Raw genomic sequence first — 5,995 nt, 5'->3', positions numbered from 1 at the left:
GTGCCGTCCACGCGTCGGAGACGATGTCGCGCAGCGCCGCCCGCTCCGCCTTCCACCCCAGGTCGCGCTGGATCCGCGCGGACGAGGCCACCAGGACTGCCGGGTCGCCGGGCCGCCGGTCGCCGACGACGACCGGGATCTCGTGGCCGGTGACCTCGCGGCAGACCGAGATCACCTCCTGCACGCTGAACCCGGTGCCGCTGCCCAGGTTGTAGATCTTGTGCTCGCCCTCGGCGACCGCCTCCAGCGCCAGCAGGTGCGCCCGCGCCAGGTCGCCGACGTGGACGTAGTCGCGCACGCAGGTGCCGTCGGCCGTGGGGTAGTCGGTGCCGAAGACGCTCACCGAGTCGCGCTCGCCGGTGGCCACCTTGAGCACGTTCGGGATGAGGTGGGTCTCGACCGTGTGGCGCTCGCGGAAGCGGCCGTAGGCGCCGGCCACGTTGAAGTAGCGCAGGCTCACCGCGCCGAGCCCGCGGATGCCCGCGTAGGCGCTCAGGGCGGTGTCCACGGCCAGCTTCGAGGCACCGTAGGGGTTGGTCGGGCGCGTCGGGTCGTCCTCCTCGATGGGGGAGCGCTCGGGCTCGCCGTACGTGGCCGCCGTGGAGGAGAAGACGATCCGGCGCACGCCCTTGTCGCGCATCGCGTCGAGCAGGGCCAGCGTGCCGCCGAGGTTGCTCGCCCAGTAAAGGCCCGGCTTCTCCACCGACTCGCCCACCAGGGACTTGGCCGCGAAGTGCAGCACGGCGTCCATGCCGTCGAGCGCGTCGTGGGCGTTCGTGATCGACTCACGCACGAACCGGGCGCCCTCGGGCACCGCGTCCTCGTGGCCCGTGGACAGGTCGTCGAGCACGGTCACCTCGTGCCCCGCCTCGACAAGCTGCGCGGCGACGACGCTGCCGACGTACCCGGCGCCTCCGGTGACCAACAGCCTCATGTGTACTCCTGTTTACATATGTTTGATTTTGTACGGCTTGCCGTTCAGCATACGCGGGAAACCCGCCGAGTACGCTGCCAACCACCATGTTTGACACCCTCGCGGCGAACATCGCCCTGGTCCTGCTCTTCATCCTGGTCGGCGGGTTCTTCGCGGGCGCGGAGATCGCGATGGTCTCCCTGCGCGAGAGCCAGGTGCGCAAGCTCGCCGAGCGCGGCCGGAGGGGCGAGCGGGTGGCCAAGCTGGCCCGCGACCCCAACCGCTTCCTGTCGGCGGTGCAGATCGGGGTGACCGTCGCCACGATGCTCTCGGCCGCCTTCGGCGCCGACCGGCTCGGGATGGAGCTCGTCCCGGTGCTCGAACGCTGGGGGGTGCCGCACGCGGTCGCGCCCGTGCTCGGGCTCGTGCTGGTGACGCTGGCCATCTCGTACGTCTCGCTGGTGCTCGGCGAGCTGGCCCCCAAGCGGCTGGCCCTGCAGCGCACCGAGGGGCTGTCGCTGTTCGTCGCGCCCTTCCTCGACCGGATCGCCGCCCTGTCGCGCCCGATCATCTGGATGTTGTCGAAGTCGACCGACCTGGTCGTCCGGCTGCTCGGCGGCAACCCGGAGGCCGACCGCGAGGAGGTCACCACCGAGGAGCTGCGCGACATGGTCGTCGGGCACGCCGAGCTCACCGCCGACGAGCGCAAGCTCATCGCCGAGGTGTTCGCCGCCGGCAAGCGCCAGCTCCGCGAGGTCATGCTGCCCCGCACCGAGGTCGAGTTCATGGACGCCGAGACGCCGCTGGCCGAGGCCGCGAACCTGGCCGCCGCGCTCCCGCACTCCCGCTTCCCCGTCTACCGCGACTCATACGACGAGGTCATCGGTTTCGTGCACGTGCGCGACCTGCTCGACCCCCAGCTGATCGGGCGTACCGAGCCCATCAGCGCGGTCGTGCCGATCCGGCCCGCCAAGTTCGTGCCCGCCTCCAAGCGCCTGCTGAGCACCCTGAACGAGATGCGCGACGAGGGCCAGCACCTGGCCATCGTGGTCGACGAGTACGGCGGCACCGCCGGCATCGTCACCATGGAGGACCTGGTCGAGGAGCTGATCGGCGACATCAGGGACGAGTACGACGTCGAGGAGGACGTCGTCGTCCTGCCCGCCGGCGAGATCGAGATCGACGGCCTGACCAACCTCAACGACTTCGCCACCGAGACCGGCGTACGGCTGCCCGACGGCCCGTACGAGACGCTGGGCGGGTTCGTGATGGCGATGCTGGGGCACGTTCCCGGCGTCGGCGAGCAGGTGGAGATCCAGGGCTTCGAGCTGACCGTCACCGAGCTGGACGGGCGCCGGATCGCGCGGGTGCGGGTGAAACGCCGGGCCGCCGCCGAGTCGCCGCCCGACCAGGATTCCTGACACAATTGCCTGCTATGGCCAGACCTCGTGTTCTCTCCGGCATCCAGCCCACCGCGGACTCCTTCCACCTGGGCAACTACCTGGGTGCGGTCCGTCAGTGGGTCACCATGCAGGAGACCCACGACGCCTTCTACTGCGTGGTCGATCTGCACGCGATCACCGTGCCGACCGAGCCCGCCGCCCTGCGCAGGCGCAGCCGGGTGGCCGCCGCGCAGCTCTTCGCCGCCGGCCTCGACGCCGAGCGCTCGACCGTCTTCGTGCAGTCGCACGTGCGCGAGCACACCGAGCTCGCCTGGATCCTGATCTGCCTCACCGGCATGGGCGAGGCTGCCCGGATGACGCAGTTCAAGGACAAGTCGGCCAAGTTCGGCGAGAGCGCGGCCAGCGTCGGGCTGTTCACCTACCCGATCCTGCAGGCCGCCGACATCCTGCTCTACCAGGCCAACGCCGTCCCGGTGGGGGCCGACCAGAAGCAGCACCTGGAGCTCACCCGCGACCTGGGCCAGCGCTTCAACCACCGCTTCGGCGACACCTTCACGCTGCCCGACCCGTACATCCTCAAGGAGGTCGAGAAGATCACCGACCTCCAGGACCCGACGGCGAAGATGTCGAAGTCGTCCTCCAGCCCGGCGGGCATCCTCGACGTGCTGGAGCAGCCGGGGCCGCTGCGCAAGAAGGTCATGCGCGCGGTGACCGACACGGGCTCGGAGGTGCTGTTCGACGAGGAGAACAAGCCGGGCATCTCCAACCTGCTGCGCATCCAGTCGGCGCTGACCGGCACGCCCATCCCCGACCTGGTCGCCCGCTACGCGGGTCAGGGCTACGGCACGTTCAAGAAGGACGTCGCCGAGGCCGTCGTGGAGACGTTCACGCCGATCCGCGAGCGCACGGAGAAGCTGCTGGCCGACGAGGTCGAGCTCGACCGCCTGCTGGCCGTCGGCGCCGAGCGCGCCGCCGCCGTGGCCCGGCGGACGATGGCCGAGGTCCGCGACCGGGTGGGCTTCCTGCCCAAGGTGTGAGGCGGGAAGGGCGGCGGGCCTGCCGCCCTTCCTCCGGTCGTCACAGGCGTGCGCGTTGGTCGAGGGGGCGTACGCGCAGGCGGGCGCGGAGCGCGGCCAGGCTGCGGCCGGTCAGCCGCACACCGCCCGACACGGCGGTCCATCCCGACCGTCCCCGGCTGAACGCCCAGCCGGGGAACTCGCGCATGGCCTCCTCCAGCAGGCGTTCCATGACGACGTCAGCACTCGGCGTTGTGGTCATGGACGCACAGTGCCACCCCGGACCCGCTCCGTGACGAACCGCGGCGACAGATCTCCCCGTTCGGCCGGAGCGAACTCAGAGTTCGGTGGACGGCCTCACACGTCGATGTTGTGGCGCTCGGCGAGGAAACGCACCTCCGGCGCCCACGACGGCCGCGCGCGGCGCACCAGCGAGCGCACCATCTCCCGCAGCAGCAGCTTGTGGTCGAGCTCCTCGGGGCTCTCGCGCTCGATCCGCAGCAGGTAGACCAGGCTCGCGGCGTCGTCGCCCAGGTCTTCGCAGGCGCGGGCGACCTGGCACAGATGCGTGGTGCGCCGCTCGATGGACGGGGTCCTGCGGATGTCGATGTCGTCGGCCAGCCGCAGCACGGCCTCGGGGCGGCCGGTGTCGTGCTCGATGCTGGCCATGTGGATGGCGACGTTGGTGGGGCCGAAGAAGGCCAGGTCGTAGGCGTCGGAGTGGTCGTCGGCGCGGTCGGCGAGCCGGGCGGCGATGCCGCGCACGGTCTGCCTGGCCTGCTCATCGTCGCCGCCCCTGGCCGCGCTGATGGCGGCCAGCAGGTGCAGCGCGCCGAGTGCCTTGATGTGCCGTACGTCGCCGTCGGCCACGTGGGGTTCGAGGATCTCGATGCCGCGCCGGGCCACGTCGTGGGCGATCTGGTGCATGTCGTCGGAGAGCATCGACTGGCCGAGGTTCCAGTGGGCCCAGGCGAGCGTCAGCGGGTCGGCCGACTCCTCGGCGTAACGCATGGCCCGGTCGGCGGCCAGGTGCGCGAGGTCCACCCGTTGCAGGTGCTTGAGCACCCCTCTGGCCAGCATGTACGCGTCCGTCGCGGTCCGGTAGGCCGCGGGGGTGCGCTCGGCCGCCAGGCTCTCGGCGTCGGAGACCAGCGAGGGCAGCGCGGCCATCAGGATCGAGTACCGGCGGGCCGAGGTGAACCAGGCGTTGCGCGCCGCCGCCACGCGTTCGGTCAGCTGCTCGGCGTCGGGCGGTTCGAGGTCGGGCTCGCCGGTGCGGCAGGCGAACAGGGCGCGCTCGATGTCGCGGATCTGCGGCCTGCTGGGCTCGTGGGAGTCGCGGGGGGTCTCGCCCAGGAGCACGGCGGTCCGTACGCCGAGGACCTTGGCGATCTCGCGGAGAAGGGGCAGCGAGGGGGTGCGTTTTCCGTGTTCGATCAGTTCGATGTGCCGGGTGGTGCAGCCGGACTGGGTCGCCAGCGCGGTCGTGCTCATGCCCCTTCGTTCGCGCTGGAGTCGCACCATCTGCCCGGTGCTGATGTCGGTCATGGGGGTGACGCCTCCTGGCTCGGTCCCAACACAGCACAGGCTAGGGTCACCGGAGCGGCCCTGCCATGCGTTCCCCCTGGTCAGGAGGTATGTCGGCAAGCTCCCACGCCTCGGCTTTCACCAGGGTTTGCCCGCTATTGGGCTGATCGGGAGTGGTGGTCGCGCAGCCGTCCGAGCAGCCCGACGAGCTGGTCGCGCTCGGGGCCGGTCAGGGGCGCCAGCAGCTCGTCCTGGACGTCGTCCACCAGCCCGTCGAGCCGGGTGAGCCGGTCGCGGCCGCGCTCGGTCATGGAGATGACGTTGCGCCGGCGGTCGGCGGGGTCGGGCGCGCGCTCGACGAGGCCGCGCTCGGCCAGCTCGTTGAGCAGCGCGACCATGTCGCTGCGGTAGATGCCGGTGAGCCGGCTCAGCTCGGCCTGGCTGGCCGGGCCGGACTCGCGCAGCGCGACGAGCACCGCGTAGTGCCACTTGCGCGCGTCGGCGCCCGCGAGCCGGTCGCTGACCAGCCGGTCGGCCTGCATCGCGACGTGGGCCAGCAGCCGGCTCGGCAGGCCGCGCAGGCGGTCGGGGGCGGCCCGGTCGGCGGCGTCGGACATGTCGTGGCTCATGCCGGTGATCCTATCCCGTTGCGTTAGTCGCACTAACGATGTACATTCGTTAGTGTCATAAACGTTAGTGTGATGAACGAAAGAGGGCGCGTCATGCCTGTTGCCGAGGTGCTGGACTCGACCATGTACTACGAGGACCGGGGGGAGGGCGTGCCGATCGTCTTCCTGCACGGCAACCCCAACTCCTCCCACCTGTGGCGCAACGTGCTGCCCGGGGTGGGATCCGGCCGGTTGCTCGCGCCCGACCTGATCGGCATGGGCCGCTCGGGGCGGCCCGACCTGGCCTACCGCTTCACCGACCACGCCCGCTACCTCGACGCCTGGTTCGACGAGCTCGGCCTGGAGGAGGTCGTGCTGGTCGGCCACGACTGGGGCGGCGCGCTGGCCTTCGACTGGGCGGCGCGGCATCCGGGGTGAACAGCTCGTGGATCGCGCTGGTCATGAAGTCCTGCTGATCGAGGAAGCGGCGGGCGGCGTTGGCGATCGAGGACAGGTCGTCGCCGACCT

6 protein-coding genes and 1 pseudogene are annotated in these 5,995 nt (G+C 70.9%); 3 read left to right on the top strand and 4 right to left on the bottom strand.

What is annotated here, in order from left to right; genetic code table 11:
• Positions 1-934: UDP-glucose 4-epimerase GalE (galE, locus tag ACWCSD_RS46145; protein WP_449925040.1), on the bottom strand; the 934-nt coding region annotated here is incomplete at its 3' end.
• Between the two features lie 86 nt (positions 935-1,020).
• Here galE and ACWCSD_RS46140 point away from each other — a divergent pair.
• Positions 1,021-2,334 carry a hemolysin family protein gene (locus ACWCSD_RS46140; protein ID WP_397165247.1) on the top strand — a complete coding sequence of 438 codons (1,314 nt, stop codon included), beginning with the start codon at positions 1,021-1,023 and terminating at the stop codon, positions 2,332-2,334.
• 14 nt (positions 2,335-2,348) lie between these two features.
• On the top strand, positions 2,349-3,353 hold the full coding sequence (gene trpS, locus ACWCSD_RS46135) for a tryptophan--tRNA ligase (RefSeq protein WP_364338250.1): 1,005 nt from the start codon (positions 2,349-2,351) through the stop codon (positions 3,351-3,353).
• Between the two features lie 40 nt (positions 3,354-3,393).
• On the opposite strand, the gene ACWCSD_RS46130 is transcribed toward trpS, so the two are convergent.
• From ACWCSD_RS46130 to ACWCSD_RS46120, 3 genes are all read right to left on the bottom strand, one after another.
• Complete coding sequence (locus tag ACWCSD_RS46130; protein WP_358282364.1) at positions 3,394-3,594, bottom strand: hypothetical protein; 201 nt, start codon at positions 3,592-3,594, stop codon at positions 3,394-3,396.
• A gap of 95 nt (positions 3,595-3,689) precedes the next feature.
• Complete coding sequence (locus ACWCSD_RS46125) at positions 3,690-4,880, bottom strand: helix-turn-helix domain-containing protein (RefSeq protein ID WP_449925035.1); 1,191 nt, start codon at positions 4,878-4,880, stop codon at positions 3,690-3,692.
• 134 nt (positions 4,881-5,014) lie between these two features.
• Positions 5,015-5,488, bottom strand: a complete 474-nt coding sequence (locus ACWCSD_RS46120; RefSeq protein WP_358282368.1) for a MarR family winged helix-turn-helix transcriptional regulator — start codon at positions 5,486-5,488, stop codon at positions 5,015-5,017.
• A 93-nt stretch (positions 5,489-5,581) separates the two neighbouring features.
• On the opposite strand from ACWCSD_RS46120, the pseudogene ACWCSD_RS46115 reads away from it, so the two are divergent.
• Positions 5,582-5,902: pseudogene (locus ACWCSD_RS46115) on the top strand (alpha/beta fold hydrolase); the annotation flags it as partial.
• Between the last annotated feature and the right edge of the window lie 93 nt (positions 5,903-5,995).

The organism is Nonomuraea sp. NPDC001684, assembly GCF_053596515.1.
Note: the sequence above shows the minus strand (reverse complement) of the source record. Positions and strands in the feature narration are given on the sequence as shown.